The sequence below is a fragment of the Streptomyces sp. genome (assembly GCF_035563135.1).
Taxonomy (GTDB): Bacteria; Actinomycetota; Actinomycetes; order Streptomycetales; family Streptomycetaceae; genus Streptomyces.
On the sequence record NZ_DATMVN010000378.1, the window covers coordinates 1 to 2,919 of the forward strand.

A 2,919-nucleotide genomic window follows, 5' to 3' on the forward strand; every position below is an offset into this window, starting at 1 on the left:
CCGGCGACCACCAGAAGCCGCGGTAGCGGCTCATCTCCTCGGCCGCGACGAACTCCGCGAGGCCGTACGAGACGTGTTCGCCCTCCGGCTCGGCGACCGGCCGGTCGCCGTCCCCCTCCGCCCCCACGACGCGCAGCGCCCCCCGGGTGACGTAGGCGACGTACCGGCCGTCGGGGGAGGGGCGCGGGTCGATCACCGGGCCCGGCACCGGCAGGGCGCGCGCCGTGCCCGCCCTCAACTCGGCGACGTACGCCTTGCCGGAGAGCGCGAAGGCCGCCAACTCGGCCGCGTCGTCCACCGCGTAGCCCACGATGCCCGCCGAGCCCTCCCTGACCCGCTCGCGCCGTGCCCTCTCCTGGGGCGACAGCTTCTCCGTCGAACCGCCCAGCAGGGAACCGGGGTCGGCGGCGATCCGCTCCTCGCCCGTCGTGGTGTCCAGCACCAGGAGCCGGTTCGTGCGGTCGGTGCCGGAGGAGGAGCGGAGGAAGAGCACCCGCGTCCCATCCGGTGAGACGGTGAAGGCCCGAGGTGCGCCGAGAGTGAACCTCTGGGTCCGGGCGTGCTGGCGGGGGAAAGACAGCTTCTGCGAGGTCATGGCCCCGAACCTAGCCCGCGGCGGCCGGTCCGTGCGCCCCTCGTGCTGCTGTGCCCCGATCAATGCGTTGGCACGGATAGTTATGATCCGTAGCGCTCGGTGGGTATGAACCTGCTGGCTCCATGTGTGCTGCCTGTCCCGACCGTACTGATGGAGGTGAACCGCCGTGGCACTCTCGATTTCGGCGGTGGTGCTGCTGGCGATCGTCGTCTTCCTGCTGATCCGGAAATCCGGACTGAAGGGCGGACACGCGGTGGTCTGCATGTTGCTCGGGTTCTACCTCGCGAGCTCGTCGATCGGACCGACGATCTCGGAGGTGACGTCGAACGTGGCAGGCATGATCGGGGGGATCAAGTTCTGACGGGGCGGTGCCGCGCCCCTGGCACCGTGGGGCGTTCGGCCCGTGGGGCCGCCTGCTCGTAGGGTGGCCCCATGAAGGATGTTCCCGCCCGCCGTCTGCTCCTGGTGCACGCGCACCCCGACGACGAGTCGATCAACAACGGCGCCACCATGGCCAGGTACGCGGCGGAAGGCGCCCACGTGGCCCTGGTGACGTGCACCCTCGGCGAGGAGGGCGAGGTCATCCCACCGGACCTCGCACATCTCGCCGCGGACCGGGACGGCGGCCTGGGGGACCACCGCATCGGCGAACTCGCCGCCGCGATGCGGGAACTCGGGGTCACCGACCACCGGTTCCTCGGCGGCCCCGGCCGGTTCCGCGACTCCGGGATGATGGGCACCGAGCAGAATCACCGGCCCGGTGCCTTCTGGGCCGCCGGCCTCGACGAGGCGGCCGGCCACCTCGTGGGAGTGATCCGCTCGTTGCGTCCCCAGGTCCTGGTCACGTACGACCCCGACGGCGGTTACGGCCACCCCGACCACATCCAGGCGCACCGCGTCGCGATGCGCGCGGCGGACCTGGCCGCCGATCCCGCGTACGACGCCGGAGCCGGGGCCCCGCACACCATCGCCAAGATCTACTGGAACCGGGTGCCCCGCTCCGTGGCCGAGGAGGCCTTCGCGCGACTGCGGGAGACCGCCCCCGACGCCTTCGGTGGCATCGCCGCGGTCGACGACGTACCCGGTGTCGTGGACGACGCGAGGATCACGGCGGAGATCGACGGTTCGGCGTACGCCGCGGCGAAGACCGCCGCGATGCGCGCGCACGCCACCCAGATCGCTGTGGAGGGCCCGTTCTTCGCTCTTTCGAACGACCTGGGGCAGCCCGTCTTCACCACCGAGTACTACGAGTTGGTGCGTGGCGTCCCGGGCGGTGACGGCGGTCCGCGGGAGCGAGACCTCTTCGCCGGCGTGCCGGACGCCGCCCCGGCAGCGGGAGCGCGGACATGAGCAGCAGGCAGAGGCCGCGCGCCTCGTCGCAGTCACCGCGCACCAACGCCCCGCCGAGGGAACCCGCCCCCACCGGTCTCGCCGCACCCCTCGACCCCGCGCGGATCCCCCTGTACGTGGGCCTCGCGGTGCTGGGCGCGGCCGTCGGGCTCGCGGGCGCCCTCCTCCAGGCGGCGCTGTTCCCGGGCGGGCTGCTGCTCGCGCTCGCCGCGTCGGCGGGGGTGTTCTACGGGGGCCGGGTGCTGACCGGGACCCAGCTCGGCGCGCTGGCACCGGCGGTGGGCTGGTTCATCGCCGTCCTCGTCCTCCTCGGCGGCCGGCCGGAGGGCGACTATGTGTTCGGTCAGGAGATCGGCCTGGCGCTCTTCATGCTCGGAGGGATGGCCGTCGCTGTGATGTGTGCCACGATGGCGCGGCTGCCGCAGCCGGCCGACGACGCCGGTCGGACCGGCTCGTGATGTGGTATCTCCGCTCCCGGACTGCTCCTGAGCGCGGGGGTGGGTGCATCCTTGTTTCCGCCGGGCGCGGCGAGTCCTGCGGCGGCGGCCAGTATGGTGGTGCGCGCGCCGAGCCGTCCCCTGGCCTGCGGCATGGGGGAAGTACGGGCGGCGGAGCCAATCGGGAGAACCTGCTTTGAGTCGTGAAACTGACAGTTCGTCCTCCGGGCCCCAGGGGCGCGGCGGAGCCGCGTACCCGTCGGGTACGCCGCCGTACGGATCACGCCAGTATCCGTCGCCGCACCCGTCTCAGGACGGGCCGGAGGGGACTCCGGAGCCTGCGGGTCCGCCTCAGCCCGAGGAACCCAGAACAGAGACGACGCTGACGACGCGTATCCGGATCAACATCCCGGGCTCGCGGCCGATTCCGCCTGTCGTCATGCGTACGCCGATGAGTGACACGGACCCGTCCGGCGGCCGTCCGGACACCGAGCGCACCGGCAGCACCCCGAGGCCCGGCGCACCCGCGCCGTCGTC

The 2,919-nt window shown here is 72.5% G+C and carries 4 protein-coding genes and 1 pseudogene; 4 read left to right on the forward strand and 1 reads right to left on the reverse strand.

The genetic code is table 11. From position 1 onward, the window contains the following. Positions 1 to 595, reverse strand: a 595-nt coding sequence (locus VN520_RS16505) for a DPP IV N-terminal domain-containing protein (protein ID WP_325747684.1), incomplete at its 3' end; no start/stop codon positions are given. Positions 596 to 761: 166 nt separating this feature from the next. Between VN520_RS16505 and VN520_RS16510 the strand changes: the two genes are divergently transcribed. From VN520_RS16510 to VN520_RS16525, 4 genes and pseudogenes are all read left to right on the forward strand, one after another. Further along, positions 762 to 956, forward strand: a complete 195-nt coding sequence (locus VN520_RS16510; protein WP_014048148.1) for a hypothetical protein — start codon at positions 762 to 764, stop codon at positions 954 to 956. A 71-nt stretch (positions 957 to 1,027) separates the two neighbouring features. After that, positions 1,028 to 1,945 carry an N-acetyl-1-D-myo-inositol-2-amino-2-deoxy-alpha-D-glucopyranoside deacetylase gene (gene mshB / locus VN520_RS16515; RefSeq protein WP_325747685.1) on the forward strand — a complete coding sequence of 306 codons (918 nt, stop codon included), beginning with the start codon at positions 1,028 to 1,030 and terminating at the stop codon, positions 1,943 to 1,945. After that, on the forward strand, positions 1,942 to 2,403 hold the full coding sequence (locus tag VN520_RS16520; protein WP_325747686.1) for a DUF6113 family protein: 462 nt from the start codon (positions 1,942 to 1,944) through the stop codon (positions 2,401 to 2,403). Before mshB ends, VN520_RS16520 begins: the two co-directional genes overlap by 4 nt. Positions 2,404 to 2,578: 175 nt before the next feature. After that, positions 2,579 to 2,919, forward strand: a pseudogene (locus VN520_RS16525) (hypothetical protein); the annotation flags it as partial.

Excerpts from the sequence above, each read along its gene's own strand:
- mshB (WP_325747685.1), top strand. The coding sequence starts at position 1,028 with ATGAAGGATGTTCCCGCCCGCCGTCTGCTCCTGGTGCACGCGCACCCC.
- VN520_RS16520 (WP_325747686.1), top strand. The coding sequence starts at position 1,942 with ATGAGCAGCAGGCAGAGGCCGCGCGCCTCGTCGCAGTCACCGCGCACC.